At 67.2% G+C, this 17,974-nt stretch carries 12 protein-coding genes and 1 rRNA gene; 11 read left to right on the top strand and 2 right to left on the bottom strand.

Translation table 11 applies throughout. The features are described from left to right. Window positions 1-132: 132 nt before the first annotated feature. Window positions 133-249, top strand: a 5S ribosomal RNA gene (gene rrf, locus ABD893_RS12875). A 161-nt stretch (window positions 250-410) separates the two neighbouring features. Here the strand turns inward: rrf and ABD893_RS12870 are convergent. Further along, entirely contained in the window at window positions 411-2,930 is a 2,520-nt protein-coding gene (locus ABD893_RS12870; protein ID WP_345080745.1) for a glycoside hydrolase family 3 N-terminal domain-containing protein, read from the bottom strand. Between the two features lie 219 nt (window positions 2,931-3,149). On the opposite strand from ABD893_RS12870, the gene ABD893_RS12865 reads away from it, so the two are divergent. Genes ABD893_RS12865 through ABD893_RS12855 form a run of 3 tightly spaced genes read left to right on the top strand, consistent with a single transcriptional unit; the run spans window position 3,150 to window position 6,831 of the window. Further along, window positions 3,150-4,799, top strand: a complete 1,650-nt coding sequence (locus tag ABD893_RS12865) for an extracellular solute-binding protein (protein ID WP_345080741.1) — start codon at window positions 3,150-3,152, stop codon at window positions 4,797-4,799. Between the two features lie 44 nt (window positions 4,800-4,843). Then, window positions 4,844-5,842 carry an ABC transporter permease gene (locus tag ABD893_RS12860; RefSeq protein WP_345080739.1) on the top strand — a complete coding sequence of 333 codons (999 nt, stop codon included), beginning with the start codon at window positions 4,844-4,846 and terminating at the stop codon, window positions 5,840-5,842. Further along, window positions 5,839-6,831, top strand: coding sequence for a carbohydrate ABC transporter permease (locus ABD893_RS12855; protein WP_345080736.1), 993 nt, complete (start codon window positions 5,839-5,841; stop codon window positions 6,829-6,831). Before ABD893_RS12860 ends, ABD893_RS12855 begins: the two co-directional genes overlap by 4 nt. Window positions 6,832-6,944: 113 nt before the next feature. On the opposite strand, the gene ABD893_RS12850 is transcribed toward ABD893_RS12855, so the two are convergent. Next, window positions 6,945-7,946 (bottom strand): LacI family DNA-binding transcriptional regulator, encoded by a 1,002-nt coding sequence (locus tag ABD893_RS12850; RefSeq protein WP_345080733.1) that lies wholly within the window; start codon window positions 7,944-7,946, stop codon window positions 6,945-6,947. A 48-nt stretch (window positions 7,947-7,994) separates the two neighbouring features. Between ABD893_RS12850 and ABD893_RS12845 the strand changes: the two genes are divergently transcribed. From ABD893_RS12845 to steA, 7 genes are all read left to right on the top strand, one after another. Continuing rightward, a complete protein-coding gene (locus tag ABD893_RS12845; protein WP_345080730.1) occupies window positions 7,995-10,025 on the top strand; it encodes a beta-galactosidase in 2,031 nt (676 codons plus the stop codon). 908 nt (window positions 10,026-10,933) lie between these two features. Beyond that, entirely contained in the window at window positions 10,934-12,226 is a 1,293-nt protein-coding gene (locus ABD893_RS12840; RefSeq protein WP_345080727.1) for a tetratricopeptide repeat protein, read from the top strand. Beyond that, window positions 12,223-13,239, top strand: a complete 1,017-nt coding sequence (locus ABD893_RS12835) for an HAD-IIA family hydrolase (protein ID WP_345080724.1) — start codon at window positions 12,223-12,225, stop codon at window positions 13,237-13,239. The genes ABD893_RS12840 and ABD893_RS12835 overlap by 4 nt, the downstream gene beginning before the upstream one ends. Beyond that, entirely contained in the window at window positions 13,236-14,081 is an 846-nt protein-coding gene (locus ABD893_RS12830; protein ID WP_345080721.1) for a TlyA family RNA methyltransferase, read from the top strand. Before ABD893_RS12835 ends, ABD893_RS12830 begins: the two co-directional genes overlap by 4 nt. Before the next feature lie 5 nt (window positions 14,082-14,086). Beyond that, entirely contained in the window at window positions 14,087-15,031 is a 945-nt protein-coding gene (locus ABD893_RS12825) for an NAD kinase (RefSeq protein WP_345080718.1), read from the top strand. A gap of 17 nt (window positions 15,032-15,048) precedes the next feature. Beyond that, window positions 15,049-16,797: a DNA repair protein RecN gene (gene recN, locus ABD893_RS12820; protein WP_345080715.1), complete on the top strand. Its 1,749-nt coding sequence runs from the start codon at window positions 15,049-15,051 to the stop codon at window positions 16,795-16,797. After that, the gene (gene steA, locus ABD893_RS12815; RefSeq protein WP_345080712.1) at window positions 16,794-17,969 is read left to right on the top strand and encodes a putative cytokinetic ring protein SteA; all 1,176 of its coding nucleotides are present in this window, start codon (window positions 16,794-16,796) and stop codon (window positions 17,967-17,969) included. The genes recN and steA overlap by 4 nt, the downstream gene beginning before the upstream one ends. Window positions 17,970-17,974 lie beyond the last annotated feature (5 nt).

The raw sequence follows: 17,974 nt of genomic DNA, 5'->3' as shown, positions 1-17,974 counted from the left end.
GACTTACTACAACATATTTAGTTGTTTATGTGTGTTTGCGTCCACTGTGCGGTTCTCGAGGAACAACCCCTCAGGGCTCTGGTTCACCTTTGGGTGGGTTGGTGTTCTGGTGGATTGGTTGTCTCATTGTGTTACGGCGGTCATAGCGTCGAGGAAACGCCCGGTTCCATTCCGAACCCGGAAGCTAAGCTCGATTGCGCCGATGGTACTGCACTCGGGAGGGTGTGGGAGAGTAGGTCGCCGCCGGACATCTTTGTGGGAGTGGGAGTGAGCTTGAGACCCTTGAAAGGGTTTCGCTCCTCCCACTCCTCTTTTTTATGCCCGAAATCAGACGCCACGCCGGCTGGCAGGACAGGGCAGGGCCCGGCCAGACCTGGACCCAGCAGCTGGCGCGACTGGGTCTAGCGGACTCATGCGCCTGGGGTGATGAGGGCCTTGCTGAAGACGATGTCTTCGACCGACCTCGACAGATGGACCGTCACCGTGCCGCGCGCGTCGGTGAACCTGTCCTCCAAGGTCGACCACAGCCGCAGTCGGTTCCACGGGATCGAAAGCGAGACCTCAGCCGCACCGGAGGCAGGGACATCAGCCACGATCGCACCGATGAGCCGCAGTATGGGCGCATCCCCGCACACTTCCGGATATGACGTGGGCTCGGTCGACGCATAGATCTGCACCACCTCGTGAGCCGGCGTTCTCGCCTCGCGCTCCAGGGAGACGCTGACGTGGATCTCCTGCTCGTCGGCGTATATCGAAGGGCTTGTCCAGTGTGTGGGGTCCAAGGTCATGCCGTGGCCAAAGGGGAACTGCGCCGGCTGGCCGTAGAGATAGGTCGCCCTGGAGGCGATCACGTCGTACTCCAGGATGTCCGCCAAGGACTCTTCGTGCACCCAGCTCTGTGCCAGGCGCCCGCTGAACTCCCGGTACCCGAGGAGCAATGAAGAGAGGGCAGGGCCTTGCCGTGCGCCTGCATGGCTGCTCCAGAGCACTGCTTCGGCCGCATGGGCGTGAGCGCCGAGGTCATAGGGAGAGGAAGAGATCATGACGAGCGCCGTGTGCGCGTGAGCCTTCGTCTCGCTCAGAAGTTCTACGAGCTCACGATCGGGCGTGGACAGGGACAGAGATGATCTGTCCTCCGTCTCGCGGCCATGGACATGCGGGTCGTTGCCCGCCACGACGATGACGAGGTCAGCCCCGTGCATCGCTCTGCGCGCCTGCTCCTTCCGGGAGCTGAGCACGTGCCAGATGAATGGCAGGGCCTGCGCAGGGTCGCTCGTACCCAGGGTGAGCCTGCCCGTCTGTCGCTCGCTGCGCACCCAGCGCCCGCTTGCCACATGCTGCAGCGTCGTGCGCCCCGCGTCGTCCAGCAGTGCACGGAACGTCTCCTGGACGCTCCAGCCTCCGATCCGTATCGCGTTGACGCGCAGGTATCCGTGCTGATCCGGAGCAACCCAGTGCCCCGTGCCCGTGTCGCGCAGGCTGAGCACGCCGTGACCGTGATCGAGGACTTCCAGAGATTGGGGTTCCGCCGTCTCGAGACCAGTCTCTCGGGGTGCAGGCCGCTGCTGCAGGCTCATGCCATGAGCGCCCGTTCCGAAGACAGCTGTCCCGTCGCCGAGGAGCTGGATCACGTCGAGACACGTTGCGGTGCGCACCGTCCCGTCGTGCGCCGTCGCCAGTGCCTGGCCCAGCGGCACGGGATCCACCAGATCCCCGCTGTACCAGTCCTGGAGCACGGTGCTGCCGAGGTAGCCGAGCACCGCGATGGTGCTTCCGGGACGTGCAGGCAGGGCGGCACCTTGATGCTTCAGCAGCACGGCACCGCGCGCAGCAACCTGCTCGGACAGTGACGTCGCGTCCTCGGAGCTGAAGCCGCGAACTGCACGGCCGGCTGCCGACACCCCGTGTGCTGCCCAGGGCGGAGTCGCCGCCTCTGACGGGGGACGGAGCGTCTCCCCGGTGCGGGCACGAAGCACCAGCTGCCGGGTCACGGCATGATCGATGAGTTGTTCCTCTATGAGGCCCCTCTCGAGCGCAGCCCGTGCTGCTCGGATGGTGGGCCCGGAGTCCCGGTCATGATCGGTGAAGGAATCGACGCCGGCACGCAGCATCGCGGTCACTGCCTCGGTCAGATCCGTGCAGACGCCTTGTATCGAGACCAGGTTCGTGGGTGCCCCGGCATCGCTGACCACGAACAGCAGATCAGGATCGGCGACGAGCCGCCGCAGATGCCCGTTCACCAGCGGCGAGAGGTGCGCAGGGACGCCGTTGACCAGGTTGTAGGAGAGCATCACTGCTCCGGCCGTGCCGCTCGTCAGTGGTTCTTCGAAGCCCGGGAGCTCGTACTCGTGCAGCACTCGTGGTGAGAGCTCGGACGAGGTCGCGGCACGGTCGACCTCATGCGAGTAGCCCAGGAAGTGCTTCAGGGTGGGCACCGTCGTCCACACCGGGCCTGCCCCGCGCAGACCGCGAGCGAACGCACTGCCCAGCTGCGCGTTGAGCAGAGGATCTTCGGACAGGCCCTCTTCGTTGCGCCCCCACAGCGGATGGCGCAGTGGATTCACCACGGGCGCCCACACATTCAGGCTGGCTGGCTGCTCATGCTCGTGATGGGCACGTACCTCCCGAGCGATCTGGTCTCCCACTGCTTCGAGCAGGTCCGTGTCCCAGGTCGCTGCAAGCCCGACGGGCTGGGGAAAGGTGACGGCAGGGCCGCGCCACGCGACACCGTGCAGCACCTCGGTGCCTGTGGAGAAGGGGCCTATGCCCAGGCGTTCCACCCCGGGGCTGTGCTGGTGCAGGAACGGCAGCTTCTCGTCGAGAGTCATCGTGGCGACCAGGGCGCGAGCATGTGCCAGGTGGTCGACATCCGTCGCAGTGAGCTCCGCGCGAGTCTCCAGCCATGACGGAGGTGATGGGGCAGTTGCCATGGAGTCCTCTTCGACGGTGGGGCATGCAGGAGTCGTCGACGGCTCCATGCGGAGGGCTTGCCAGGAGCCGGGTCGGCGGTTAAGGTTCGAGCCTATCGAAGCGCTTCGACACTTGCTAGTCCGCGCTCGAGATTCGTCACCTGGTGTGCATTGCCGCTGGGGTCGAACTGCGGCTGCTGATCGGGTAACCGCATACCTTCACAAGGAAGTGAGTGGAACATGAACCTCAACGACAACGCGGTCTCGCGTCGACGGCTGCTCGGGTACCTCGGCATCGGCGCCGGTGCCCTGGGTCTTGCCGCCTGCGGAGGATCCGGGGGTGCTGGCGGCGGTTCAGGCAGCGGGGGAGTGCTGACGGGTGCTGAGCTCGCTGCCGAGGTGGAGGCCTCGCTGCCGAGCAGTGCGCTGGAGTTCCTCGTCGAGCCGGACTTCCCGAGCGTGAACGGCTCCACTCCCGGCTACGTCACGATTCCCGATCCGCTGGTGAAGGGAGTGGACGCGGTGCCGGGGGTCGGCGGAAGCTACACCGTGATGAGCCCGGCGTGGTGGACCTCGCCGCCGAGCCTCGGCGACAACGCCTACTACGACGCGGTCAACGAGCAGCTCGGAGCGACGCTCGAGTTCCAGGTGGCCGACGGCAACACCTATGCCGACAAGGTGCAGACGGTGCTCGCGTCCCCGAAGAATGTTCCGGACTGGATGGTGATCCCCTCGTGGAACATTCCACCGCGGTTCATCGAGGGCGTCGGCAGTGTGTTCCAGGATCTGACCGAGCACCTGTCCGGCGAGGGGATCCAGGACTACCCGAACCTCGCCCGGCTCGATCCCGCGGCATGGGCGTACTCGATGTTCAACGGCAGGATCTTCGGTCTGCCCTATCCGTCGGAGCTGGTCACCGACGCCGTGTTCTACCGGCGGGATCTTTTCGAGCAGTTGGGCGTAGAGCCGCCCACCGACGCCGAGTCATTCCTGTCGGTGCTCAGCGAGATCACCGACGAGGGCGCGAACCGCTGGGGCTGCGAGAACCTCTGGAACACCGCGCAGCTCATGCATGGAATTCCGCCAACCTTCACAGAGCGCGACGGGAAGCTCATTCATCGCTTCGAGATGGAGGAGTACAGAGAGGCCATCAGCTGGCTGACCAAGGTGATCGAGTCCGGTGCGATGCATCCCGACGCCGTGGCCGGCAATGACGGACCTGCCAAGGACCGCTTCGAATCCGGCCAGACGCTGGTGATGAACGATGGCGTCGGCGGCTGGCACGAAGCCCTCACGCGGGTGCGCCCCACGAACCCGGACTTCGACCAGATGGCGATGGACCTGTTCGCCCCGGATGGCGGCGCTCCGACGCTGTTCCGTGGTGCCCCGGTGAACATCTTCTCCTTCCTCAAGAAGAATGAGGACCCTGAGCAGGTGCGCGAGATGCTGCGCATCGCCGACTGGTGCGCCTCCCAGTTCGGAACCCAGGAGTTCGATCTGCTGACCTACGGAGTGGAGGGCACCCACTTCGAGCGGGATGAGCACGGCGTCCCCGAGATGAGCGACCAGGGCCGGCGCGAGGTGACCTCCACGTACCAGTTCCTCGCCCAGCCCGGGATCGTCAACGCCAAAGTGCAGTTCCCGGAGTACGTCGAGGCCTCGACTCAGTGGATGGCCCGCCAGTCCGAGCACGTGGTCGATCCGCTGTTCTACGGCATCCAGATCCAGGAACCCTCGGAGTTCGGCTCCCTCGGCCAGCCCTTCGACGATCTGGTCGTCGATATCAGCCGTGGGCGCAAGGACCTCAGCGAGCTCGATGGGGCGGTGGAGCACTGGCGCACCTCCGGGGGAGACAAGCTGCGCGACTTCTATGCGGAGTTCATGTCCTGAAATCGCTGCCCTCCACCCGTCGCGTCTCCAGAACCGAGGTGTCCATGTCCATAGATGCTGCAACGCCGTTACGGCCCCGCAGGTCCTTCCGCCCGTCGTCGGCCGGTAGAGCTGCAAAGCCGGACCGCCGCTCCGTCAGCGTCGCGAACCGGTTCCGCCGTGACCGTTCGCTGATTCTCATGACCATGCCGATGGTCGTGCTGCTGCTGGTGTTCGCGTACATCCCGATCTTCGGGAACGTGATCGCCTTCCAGGACTATTCACCGTTCATCGGCATCAGGAACAGCGCCTGGGTGGGGGTGCACCAGTTCGAGCGGGTGCTGCTGGATCCCCTGTTCTGGAACGCGGTGAAGAACACGCTCGTGATCACCGCGTTCCAGCTGGTGTTCTACTTCCCGATCCCGATCATCCTGGCGATCCTGCTGAACTCGATCCTCAATGAAAGAGTCCGCACGGTCATCCAATCGATCGTGTATCTGCCGCACTTCTTCTCCTGGGTGGTGGTGGTGTCGATCTTCCACCAGATCCTGGGTGGTGCGGGTCTGCTCAACCAGTTCACCCGCGAATTCGGTCTCGGCACGGTGAATGTCATGACCGATCCGGACACGTTCCTGTTCCTCATCACCTCCCAGGTGGTGTGGAAGGACGCCGGCTGGGGGATCATCGTCTTCCTCGCGGCACTGAACGCCATCGATCCAGCCCTGTACGAGTCGGCCGCCATGGACGGTGCGGGGAAGTGGCGCCGTATCTGGCACATCACCCTTCCCGGAATGCGTGCGGTGATCGTGCTGCTGCTGATCCTCAACCTCGGCAACGCCCTGACCGTCGGCTTCGAACAGCTGATCCTGCAACGGGATGCCGTAGGCGCCGGTCGTGCCGAGGTCCTGGACACCTTCGTCTACTACACGGGCGTGCAGAACGGCGACTGGAGCTACGCCGCTGCCGCCGGACTCCTGAAGGGAGTGGTCAGCATGATCCTCGTGCTGGGAGCCAACAAGATCGCGCATCTGTTCGGTGAGGCGGGGGTGTATCAGAAGGCATGAGCACCTCCATCGGCCCCGGGCCCAGTCATGTCAACGACCCTGTCCGCCAAGGAGTGGCCACCGGCGTGCTCGCCGACGCCGCCCGCCCTGCTCGCAGACGCCGCACCTCCTCTCGACCGGTCTGGGACGAGGAGCCCTCGCTCCCCGCCCAGGGCGCGAAGGGCATCGTGCTGGTGCTGATCTGTCTGGCGGTGCTGGTGCCGCTCTACACGATCATCCTCACCAGCCTCTCCCCGCAGGGCGCGATCACCCGGGCGGGCGGCCTGGTGCTCCTGCCCGACGGCATCACCCTGGATGCCTATCGCCAGGTGCTCTCAGGCGGCATCGTCACCCGCGCCGTGATCGTCAGCCTCGGCGTCACTGCCGTGGGCACGGCACTGTCGCTGACGGTGTCGGTGCTGGCCGCCTATGGCCTCTCTCGGCCGGGGAGCTTCCTGCACACCCCGATCCTGTTCCTGATGCTGGGGACGATGTTCTTCGGTGCCGGCATGATTCCGATGTACCTGCTGGTCTCCGGTCTGGGACTGATCGACAGCTACTGGGCGCTGATCCTGCCCAGCGCCATCTCCGCATTCAACATCGTGATCATGCGCGGCTTCTTCCAGGGCATCGACCAGGGGATCCTCGAGTCGGCACGGATCGATGGCGCCTCGGATTGGCGGATCCTGTTCCAGATGGTGCTCCCGATGTCGAAGGCCGTGGTCGCCGTCGTCGCGCTGTTCTATGCCGTCGGCTACTGGAACGCCTTCTTCAACGCGATCCTCTACATCAACGACTCTGCCAAGCAGCCCTTGCAGGTGGTGCTGCGCAGCTTCGTGCTGCAGGGGGTGTCGGTCCCGGGCCAGGTCGATGTGGGCTCGGGCGAGGTGGCCACGCTCGCCGTGCAGATGGCGGTGATGGTGATCGCGCTGGTGCCGGTGGTGATCGTGTATCCGTTCATCCAGCGGCACTTCAAAACCGGCGTCATGATCGGCGCGGTCAAGGGCTGACCGACGTGCTGCGAGGGACGAGCGGTAGGAGGGCGGCGGGAGTGCGGCGCCTGACCGACGTGCTGCGAGGGACGAGCGGTAGGAGGGCGGCGGGAGTGCGGTGCCTGACCCGGTCAGACCTGCGGCGGATGGGTGGTGTCACCTTCGATGAGGGTGGGCTCGATCAGCTGGTCACCCGGACTCACACGCCCTTCGATCAGATCGGTCGCCGTGGTCACCGCTATCCGGCCGATCTCCTCGACGGGGATCTCGACTGCCGTGTACTCCACGGCACCGAGCAGGGTCGTCTCCCGGGGCGCGATGACGATGACCTGCAGGTCGGATGGCATCGAGACCCCTTCGGCGGAGAGCGCTCGATGGATCGCGGGCAGTGCGCTCTCATTGTGGATGACCAGCGCATCCGGACGGTCCTCCGCGAGGATCGTGCGGATCAGCTGCCCTGTCGAGTCCACCTCGTGGTCGTGGACGAGGTGACGAGCTGGCAGCTGGAGGCGGGCGCAGGTGTCCGTGAATCCGCGGGTGGCGCGATCGGCATAGGTGGCGTGACGCGTCTGGGTCGCAGCGGGGGAGCCGATCATCACCAGCCGCCGGGCGCCGCGACGCTGCAGTTCCGCCACGGCCAGCGTCGAGGCCTGTTCAAAGTCGAAATCGACCCGGGGGATGCCCAGCGACTGACTCGGGTAGCCCAGCAGCACGACGGGCCGAGCGGCATCGGCCAGGACCGGGATCCGTGGATCGTCTTCGACCACATCCATCACCACCAGCGCGTCGACCTTGCCCTCGGCGAGCACTCGCACTGTCGCCTCATGGTCTTCCGCTGCGATCAGGAGGATCTCGCTGGAGGCGGCATGGGCCGCACGCATCAGGGAGCGGACGAACATCATCACCACGTGGGCATCGACATCCGCGCCCAGCGGGACTGCGAGCCCGATCGTTCCGGCGCGCTGCGAGGCGAGAGCGCGAGCACCCGCATGGGGGTGGTAGCTCAATCGCGTGATCGCTGCGTTGATCCGTTCTCGAGTTGCTGCGGAGATCGCTCGTTTGCCGCTGAGCGCGTAGGAGACGGTGCTCAGGGAGACGCCGGCCTCGCGCGCAATATCCGACATGGTGGCCATGGCGCCGCCTCTCTGCCAGGAAGAATGTGAATGACGATGAGAAGAGCGATGTCCCGATCGTGTGACGTAGTGTCCCACCTCCGCGACCAGCACGGAGTCCGAGGAGCGCTCTTCGGCGCAGATTACAACCCCGAGCAATGGCCCCGTGAAGTGCATGCGGAGGATCTGGAGCTGATGGCTCGCGCTCGGGTCGATTTCGTGACTGTCGGGGTGTTCTCCTGGGCGCGGCTGGAGCCTGAGCCGGGATGCTTCGATGTGGCGTGGCTGGACCAGGTGCTCGATGATCTCCATGCGCGAGGCATCGCCGTGGACCTTGCGATCCCGGTCGCGTCGCCACCTCCGTGGCTCGGCGTGCTGGACCCTGAATCCCTGCCGCAGACGCGCTCGGGAAATACCCTCTGGTGGGGTTCACGCAACCAGTTCAATCCGTCCTCTCCCGCCTACCGCGAGGCCGCCAGACGCATCACAGGCATGCTCGTGGAACGGTACGCGGAGCACCCGGCGGTGGTGATGTGGCACGTCGGCAACGAGTACGGCCAGCTGTCCCACGATGAGAGCACGGCTCGCGCCTTCCGCACCTGGCTGCGGGAGCGCTATGGCGACATCGATGCTCTGAACCAGGCGTGGGGGACCACGGTGTGGTCCATGGGGCTGCGCGAATTCGACGACGTGATTCCGCCTCGGGAGACTCCCTATCTCCTGAATCCTGCGCTCGCGCTGGATTTCGCCCGCTTCGCCTCGGATCAGCTGCTGGACTGCTATCTCGATCTGGCAGGGATCATCCGGGAGACGGTGCCGGATGCCTGCGTGACGACCAACTTCATGGGTTTCTTCCCGTTGGTCGACTACGGGCGCTGGAGCGAGCATGTCGACGTGCTCGCGGATGACCATTACACCGATCCCGCGGATCCGGGTTCCGGGCTGACGGCCTCGCTGACCCATTCCTATCTGCGCACCCTGGGACGAGGTCGGCCGTGGGTGCTGATGGAGCAGGCCGCGGGAGCAGTGAACTGGCGTGCGCACAACGTCCCGAAGACCTCCGCACAGAACCGTCTGGAGACGTGGCGTGCTCATGCCCACGGCGCCGATGTCATTTCCTATTTCCAGTTCCGGCAGGCGGCAAGCGGGCCTGAGACCTTCCATTCGGCGCTGGTCCCTCATGCAGGGGCGGAGACTACCCGGTTCGAAGCGGTCGCCGAACTGGGACGCGAACTCGACGACAGCCCATTGGCGGACATCGACCCGGGGATCTCTCGGGTGTTCTTCGTCCACGACTGGGAGTCCTGGCGTGCCACCGACGGCGGAGGCCACGTCACGTCGGCCCTCGACCCGATCGCACAGAACGAGGCGTACTACAGACCGTTCTTCCGGGCCGGCGAACGGGTAGACATCGGACCATCGACGCTGCTCGACGCCGGGGAGGAAGCTGGAGCAGCTGAGGCCGACGGGGAAGAACGCGCAACGGGCACCCTGTGCAGTCGCTATGATCTGGTCGTGCTGCCCTCGCAGTTCCTGACCAGGGCCGAGCTGACCCCGGCGCTGGAGCAGTTCGTGCACGATGGCGGGCAGCTGCTCATCGGCCCGCACAGCGGGGTCGTGGATCAGGACGTCCGGGCCCATCTCGGCGGTTCAGGGGGTGGACTGCTCGAGCTCGCCGGAGTCTTCCGCGAGGAGCCGTGGCCGCTCGCAGCACCGATCATCGTTCGTGACGAGACAGGGGAAGAAGCCGAGGTCTCACGCTTCGTCGAAGTGCTGCGTACGACGACCGCACGCCCCCTCTGGTCCGTCGCAGAGGGATCGCTACGGGGACGCCCGGTGATCACCCATCGCAAGCTCGGAGCGGGCGCGGTCTGGTATGTGGGCTGTCTGCTGGAGCCGGAGACGCTCCAGTCGGTGATCGGACGGGCCGCGGCTGCGGCAGGCCTGGAGCTGATCAACCTTCCGGAGCAGGTAGAGGTGATCCGCCGCGGAGAGGCGGTGGTGGTGCTCAACCATGGGTATTCGCCCGCACGGCTCACCATGGCGGGTGAGGACCTCGACGTTCCGGGGGAGGACATGATGATCTGGCGATCAGCATGAGGACGCACCGTGGAGCGGAGCGCCAGGAGCCGGATCCCGGCCGAGGCACAACCCGCTCCCAGCCCCTGGTGAAAGCTGTCACGGATCGGGGCGTTACCCGAGCGTCAATTGCAGGGGGTCGCATAGGCTCCTGGGAGAAAACGACATAGGGCGAGACGAAGAGACGGACGGTCGAAGTGGCTGAGGACAGCAACAACAGGGGCGACCGCGGCCACGGCGACAAGAGTCGGTATGGCCAGCGGCGTGACGGACAATCCACAACCTCGAACTCTCGCCCGTCGAACGGCGACGGGCGCGGGCGTCCCAGGACTCAGGGGTCCTGGGAGAAGGATGGGCCTCGCAGCGCCCGCCAGGACCGTCCGCGCTCCGTCGGCGATGCGCCCGGGACCGCACGACAGCGGCCCTACCGTCCCAATGATGAGGCAGGCCGCGCCGGTGCCGGTCCGCGTCGTGATGACCGGAGCTCGTCTTGGTCGCAGCGCCCGCAACGCTCCGAAGACTCCAGCGGCTCCCGAGGCGGCCGAGACTCTCGCGGCAACCGGGACGACAAGCCGTGGGAGAAGCGGGATCGTCAGGATTTCCGACCGCGCGATGAGCGCAGCGGAGGCCGTCCCGAACACCAGCGGAGCGACTCGAACGGACGCCGCGAGGACAAGCCGTGGGAGAACCGGGATCGCAAGGATTTCCGGCCGCGTGAGGATCGTGGTGGCCGTCCTGCGGGTGCTCGTCCGGATTCTCGTGGTGGCCGCGAGGACAAGCCGTGGGAGAACCGGGACCGTAAGGATTTCCGGCCGCGTGAGGATCGTGGTGGCCGTCCTGCGGGTGCTCGTCCGGATTCTCGTGGTGGCCGCGAGGACAAGCCGTGGGAGAACCGGGATCGTAAGGATTTCCGGCCCCGTGAGGATCGCGTGCAGCGTGAGGACCGCCCGAGGCGTGATGAACGCCCACGTCGGGATGATCGCGACTCCCGCCCCTCCCGTGGGCGCAGCGACCACGGAAGCGCACGCACCCATAGCGGGGCACGGGACCACGGCAGGGACCGACCTGCACAGGAACCCCGTGACGACTCGCGCAACACCCGTCCGGGACAGGAAGCTCGCGCCGACCGGCCGATCGAACCTCGTCTCCCGGAGAGCATCACGGGCAAGGAGCTGGGCAAGGACATCCAGGCGGAGCTGCGCGGGCTGAGCAAGGAGACCGCAGAGCGGGTCTCCCGCCACATGGTCGCGGCTTACCTCCTCGAGGAGTCCGACACGGAGACCGCCCAGGCGCATGCCCGCTTCGCCGCCCGCCTCGGCGGCCGCGTCGGTGCAGTGCGCGAGGCACATGGCATCATCGCCTACCGCGCCGGCGATTTCCGGACGGCGTCCCGCGAGCTGCGCACGTCGCTGCGCATCACTGGACGCACCGATGTGCTGCCGATGATCGCGGACTCGGAGCGTGGACTGGGCAGGCCCGAGCGCGCCCTGGACATCGCCTCCTCGGAGGACGCCTCCGACCTCGGCGTCAATGCATCGATCGAGCTGATCATCGTGGTCGCGGGTGCCTATGCGGATACGGGTGATATCGAGACCGCTCTGCGCACGCTCGAGATCCCCGCACTGCGTCACAAGGTCGAGGGACGCTGGCAGGTGCGCCTGTGGGTCGCCTACGCCGATCTCCTCGAGCGCGCAGGCCGTCCCGACGAGGCGAAGCGCTGGCTCACGTTGGCCGCTGACGCCGACTCCGAAGGCGTGACCGACGCCGCCGAGCGCCTCGGCCGTCCTGCTCCGCAGCCAGCGGAGGAGCCCACCTGGGCTGACGACGAGCAGATCTCGGTCCTTGACGCCTACGACCCTGATGCTGATGCTGATGATTCCGTCGAGGCGGGGGAGTCCGCTGATGAGGATGATTCCGTCGAGGCGGGGGAGTCCGCTGATGAGGATGATTCCGTCGAGGCGGGGGAGTCCGCTGATGAGGATGATTCCGTCGAGGCGGGGGAGTCCGCTGACGAGGATGATTCCGTCGAGGCGGCTGAGCCCGCTGCCGAGGATGACTCCCTCGAGCCTGAGGAGCCCGCTGTCGAGGTTGACTCCGTCGACAGCGACGACACCACAGTCGAGGGTGCGGCCGAGCCCGCGCTGCCCGATGAGCTGCCCGAGGCGCCTCACGCCGCCGAGGACGAGATCGAGGAGAGCGAGCGATCGGAGGAGTCGGCATGATTCGTCGGCCCGATCCTTCGCTGCTCGATCTGTACGACGCGCTGCTGCTGGACCTGGACGGGACGCTGATGCACGGCTCCCAGCCGATCCCGCATGCCGCTGAGGCGGTGGAGATCGCACGCGCCGCAGGCAATACCGTCGTCTTCGCGACGAACAACGCCTCCCGCACTCCGCAGCAGGCCGCGGATCACCTCGCAGTAGTCGGTGTCGTTGCCCAGCCGGAGGAGTTCGTGACCTCCCCGCAGGTGGCGTCACGCCTGCTCGCTGACCGCCTCGAGGCAGGGTCCAAGGTGCTGATCGTCGGCGGTCCCAGTCTCGCCGCCCAGATCCGAGAGGTCGGCCTCGAACCGGTGGAGACGGACAGCGAGGACGTCGTCGCCGTGGTGCAGGGATGGTCCCCGGATCTGGACTGGCCGCTGCTGGCCGAGGGTGCCTACGCGATCCGGCACGGCGCCTTCTGGATGGCCACCAACATCGACGCGACTCTGCCCACCGAGCGCGGGCTCGCGCCCGGCAACGGTTCCATGGTGGCGGCGCTGCAGCACGCCACCGGGGTCGAGCCCGCGGTCGCCGGTAAGCCTGAACCCGGAATGTTCGAGGTCGCTGCCCGGGATCACGGCGCGCGACGCCCTCTGATCATCGGCGACCGGCTGGACACCGACATCGAGGGTGCCGTGCGGGCAGGGATGGACTCCCTGTTGGTGCTCACCGGGGTGGACGGGATCGACTCCGCGCTGCGCGCTGAACCGGTGCGCCGCCCCACCTTCATCCTGCCCGACCTCGAGGAGCTCTCCGCTCCTTTCCCGCTGCCCGTCGTCGACGGTGAGACCGCCCGCTGCGGCGCCGTCCGCACGATCTGGCGCGACGGCGACATCGAGGTGCACGGAGAGATCGAGGACCCGCGGGTCCTGCGGTCAGTGCTGGCACTGCTGGCGACCCACAGCGCCGCACAGGCATGGAGCGGCGAGCTCCGCGACCACCACGGCGCCGCAGTGCAGCACACGGACCGGTGAGCGGCGAGCGCCTCGACGTCGCGCTGCTCACTGCGGGCCTCGCGCGGTCCCGCACCCATGCCCGGCGCATCATCGAGGAGGGACGTGCGAGGCTCGACGGCCGCATCGTGCTCCGTCCCGCCACCGCGGTTCCGGCCGGCGCCGAGCTGAGCGTCGTCGATGTCCCAGACGGCGTCGAGTACGCCTCGCGAGCAGCGCACAAGCTCGCCGGCGCCCTCGATGCCCTCGGCCTGGACCCCGCAGGACTGAGCTGTCTGGACGCGGGGGCCTCCACTGGCGGGTTCACCGATGTGCTGCTGCGTCGTGGCGCAGCGTCGGTGATCGCCGTCGACATCGGTCACGATCAACTCGCCGGGCATGTTCGTGAGGACTCTCGCGTCACCGTCCTCGATGGCACCAGCGTGCGTGATCTCGATCCCGCGCTGCTGGGCACCAGCGTCGACCTCGTCGTCGCAGATCTCTCCTTCATCTCGCTGCGCACAGTCCTCGCGGCCCTCGGCTCCGTGGTCCGGCCGGGAGGGCAGCTGCTGCTAATGGTGAAGCCGCAGTTCGAGGTGGGACGGGCGTCCCTGCCGAAGTCCGGAGTCGTCAGCGATCAGGCGGAGCGGATGCGGGCCGTGCGCGAAGTGGCAGAATCGGCCGCCGGATCCGGGCTCGCCCTAGCAGCCGTCGGCCCCAGCACGCTGCCGGGACAGGACGGCAACCGGGAGTACTTCCTGCATCTGCTTCCTCACGGCACGGCGTTCACGCTGGACGCCGAGGCCTGTGACATGATCGAGTCTGCCGTGCGCGGGAACCGTCCGCGGCAACGCCACGACCAGCACCCCAGCAAGGAGGACTGACCCTGATGCGACGGTTCCTCCTCTACGTCCACACGGGCCGCCGAGCTGCGTTGCGCGCGATGCTCTCCGTGCTCGAGGAGCTTCGGGTGCGCGGCGTGCGCGCGATCGTGGTCGAGCAGCAGGTTGAAGAGATCCTTGCGCTGCCGGACGACATGGCACCTCCGCGGCTGCTGACCTTCCTCACCAACGGTGCGGTCGACGTGCTCGATGCCGTCTCGGCCGAGGACCTCGTCGAGCTCGGGATCGTGCTCGGCGGCGACGGGACCATCCTGCGCGCGCTCGAGACCGTGCGCGAAGCGGACATCCCAGTCCATGGCGTGAACCTCGGCCATGTCGGCTTCCTCGCCGAGAGCGAGGTCGAGGACCTCTCGATCACGGTCGCCCGGCTGCTGGACGGTGACTACGACATCGAGAAGCGTTCGACGCTCGACATCTCCGTGCTGGATGCCGAGGACGAGCCGCTCGCCCACCACTGGGCACTGAACGAAGCCTCCCTGGAGAAGGCCGACCGGCAGAAGATGATCAACGTCGCCATCGAGATCGACGGGCGCCCGGTCTCCTCCTTCGGCGCCGACGGTGTGCTGCTGTCCACCTCCACCGGCTCGACCGCCTATGCCTTCAGCGCCGGCGGGCCCGTGATCTGGCCGGAAGTCGACGCGATGATGCTGATTCCGCTGGCCGCGCACGCGCTGTTCGCCCGTCCGCTGGTGCTGGGACGCTCCTCCGAGGCGGCGATCGAGATGACCCTCGACAACCGCGAGGACGGCATCCTCACCCTCGACGGCCGGCGCACCGAGGACATCAACGCCGGGATGCGCATCGAGGCCAGGCTGTCGGACCGGTATGTGCGACTGGCTCGACTTGCCCCGACACCGTTCGCGGACCGGCTCGTCGAGAAGTTCCAGCTGCCGGTGGTGGGCTGGCGGGGCCGCAGCCCCCGCACCCGCTGAGAACGGAAGGCGCCCCCATGCTGTCGACTCTGCGTATCCGCCATATCGGCGTGATCGATGACGCCATGCTCGATTTCGGTCCCGGGTTCACCGCCCTGACGGGTGAGACCGGCGCGGGCAAGACGATGATCGTCACCGGTCTGACGATGCTACTCGGAGAGCGTCTGGACCGTGGTCGCACCCGCGGTTCCAGCACCGTCGACGGCACCCTCTCGCTGACCGGCCACACCGAGCTCGCCGCCGCGCTCGATGAGCTGGGCGCGGAGGAGGAGGATGGCGAGGTGCTGGTGGTGCGCCGCGTCACCCGCGACGGCCGTTCCCGCGCTCAGATCGGAGGAGTCCCGGTGCCGATCGGCACCCTCGCCCGTCTCGTCGGCACCGCGGTCACGGTCCATGGCCAGTCTGATCAGCAGCGTCTGCGCGATCCCGAGGCCCAGCGTGATGCGCTGGACCGTTTCGCCCACGCCGAGGTCGGACCGCTGCTCACCCGCCACCGTGAGATCTGGCGCGAGCGCTCCGCCCTCACCGATCGCCTGGCCGAACTCGACGAGCTGCTCTCTGAACGGGATCGGCGCGGCACGGAGCTGCGGCAGGCCCTCGAACGACTCGAGCAGTCAGATCCTCTTGACGGGGAGGACGACGCGCTGCGCGCCGAGATCGAACGGCTCGGCAATGCCGAGGAGCTGCGTGATGCGGCAGGGCAGGCAGCATTGGCACTGGTCGGTGATGACGACGGTCCTGCCGCCGCGCCGCTGCTGGCCCTCGCCGCCGAGGGCCTGGGGCGCGCCGCGCGCACTGACCGCACTCTGGAACCGCTGGTCGAGCGCCTGGATGCCGTCCGCATCGAACTCTCGGATGTCGCGGCGGAGATCTCTCGCTATGCGGACAGCATCGATGGTTCGCCGAGCAGGATCGAGGAGGCCAATGAGCGTCTCCACGAGCTGACCCTGCTGGTCCGGGATCTGGGAGCGATGCTGGCGGGCCCTGACGGGCCCGCCGAGGACATCACGACTCTGCTGGCGACCTCCCGCACCGCTGCGATCGCTCTGGATCGCTACGAGGGTGCCGAGGAGGAACGGACAGGTGTCGTCGGCCGGCTCGAGGGCCTCGAGGCAGAGCTTGCGGAGGCCGCTGCGGCGCTCACTGCGACCCGCGTCACCGCAGCCTCTGCACTGTCCACGGCTGTCCAGGAGGAGCTGCGGCATCTCGAGATGCCGGATGCGGACATCCGGGTGGAGGTGACCTCGCAGAGCCACCGTTCCCACGGCTGCGATGCCGTCGCGATCCTGCTGGCTCCGCACCCCGGCGCCGAGCATCTGCCGGTCGCCCAAGCCGCCTCCGGCGGTGAGCTCTCCCGGGTGATGCTCGCGCTCGAAGTGGCGCTGTCCTCCTCCCGGAATGACCGCAGCGCGGCACCGGTCTTCGTCTTCGACGAGATCGACGCGGGGATCGGCGGCCGCGCCGCTCTCGCCGTCGGGCAACGGCTCGCCCGCCTCGCCCGCCACGCCCAGGTCATCGTGGTCACCCATCTCCCGCAGGTCGCCGCCCATGCCGGCACCCACCTGCAGATCGTGAAGTCCTCCACCGACGGCACCACCAGCTCCACGGTCGAGCATCTGGACAAGCCCGCACGGATCCGGGAGCTGGCACGGATGCTCGCCGGCGATGACGCCTCCGATCTCGCCCTCGCCCACGCTGAGGAGCTCCTCGACGAGGCCGGTGCGGTGGCGACCGCTGTCGATGCGCCTTCGGGAGCACGACGATGAAGGCTGTCCGCTCGGTGACCGGGATCGCTCGCCTCGGCAAACGCACCAAGGACCTCACCAAACGGCTGCAGCCCGGCGACATCGCGATCATCGACCATGAGGACATCGACCGCGTCGCCGCCGAAGCCCTGGTCGAACGGCAACCGGTCGCAGTGCTCAACGTCGCGGCGTCGACCTCCGGGCGGTACCCGAACGCCGGCCCCAGAATCCTGATCGACGCAGGAATCGCTCTGGTTGACAGCTTCGGCGAGTCCGTGTTCGAAGGGATCCGCGACGGCCAGACCATCACCCTCCTCGGCGGCGAGGTCCAGCTCGAGGGAACCCCGATCTCCACCGGCACCTGGCAGGACGATGAGAGCGTCACCGCCTCCCTCCAGATCGCGCGGGAGGGATTGTCCGAGCAGCTCGAACTGTTCGCCCAGAACACCATGGAATACATGCTGCGCGAGCGGGACCTGCTGCTGGACGGCATCGGCGCGCCCGAGGTGCGCACTCGCATGGACGGTCGACCCGTGCTCATCGTGGTGCGCGGCTACCACTACAAAGAGGATCTGGCGACGCTCAAGCCCTTCCTCCGCGAGAACCGGCCGATCATCATCGGCGTGGACGGCGGCGCGGATGCGGTGATCGACGCCGGCTTCCACCCGGACATGATCATCGGTGATATGGATTCAGTCTCCGACAAAGCGCTGCGCAGCGGCTCTGAGCTCGTGGTCCACGCCTACCGTGACGGTCGCGCTCCGGGGATGGAGCGGCTCGCCGAGCTGGGCCTGGACCGGGAGGCGATCTCATTCCCAGCCTCCGGTACCAGCGAGGACATCGCCATGCTGCTTGCCGACGAGAAGGGCGCCTCGGTGATCGTGGCCGTCGGCACCCATGGCACCCTGGAGGAGTTCCTGGACAAGGGACGCGCCGGGATGAGCTCGACCTTCCTGACCCGGCTGCGGATCGGGTCCAAGCTGGTGGACGCCAAGGGCGTCTCCCGCCTGTACCGTCAGAGGATCTCCACCTTCCAGCTGGTGCTGCTCGCACTGGCTGGGCTCGCCGCACTCGCGGTCGCACTCTGGGCGACCCCGGGCGGGCAAGCACTGGTCCAGATCCTCGGCGCCCGCCTGGATGGGATCCTGTCCTGGTTCACCTTGCTGTTCTCACCCCGGGCCACCGGGTCGTAGGAGGG

Origin of the sequence: Brachybacterium paraconglomeratum, from assembly GCF_039541415.1 — a bacterium.
GTDB classification, from domain to species: Bacteria; Actinomycetota; Actinomycetes; order Actinomycetales; family Dermabacteraceae; genus Brachybacterium; species Brachybacterium paraconglomeratum_A.
This window is presented reverse-complemented; position numbering and strand designations above follow the sequence as displayed.